Source organism: uncultured Jannaschia sp. (assembly GCF_947494055.1).
Taxonomy (GTDB): Bacteria; Pseudomonadota; Alphaproteobacteria; order Rhodobacterales; family Rhodobacteraceae; genus Jannaschia.
The window spans coordinates 1-241 of sequence record NZ_CANLTR010000246.1; the positions used below are offsets into that span (position 1 = coordinate 1).

A 241-nucleotide genomic window follows, 5' to 3' on the forward strand; every position below is an offset into this window, starting at 1 on the left:
CCGTCAGGGAGGCGGGCACTGGCATCGACATCGACGCTGCCATACTTGACGTCCATCTTGGTGAGCGGACTTGCGAGACCGTGGCGCTGAGGCTGTTGGGACTCGGGGTGCCTTTCGTGTTGCATAGTGGACATGCACGGACCGACGAGCCTGTCGTGAAGCGTACGGGCGCGCCGCTGTTGCAAAAGCCTGCGCCGCCGACTGCCCTTGTCGCCGTTCTTGCCCGCATGACCTGAGAGAC

General features: G+C 63.9%; 1 pseudogene. It reads left to right on the forward strand.

The annotated features are described in order from the left end of the window. A pseudogene (locus Q1A87_RS24025) lies at positions 1–236 on the forward strand (response regulator); the annotation flags it as partial. Between the last annotated feature and the right edge of the window lie 5 nt (positions 237–241).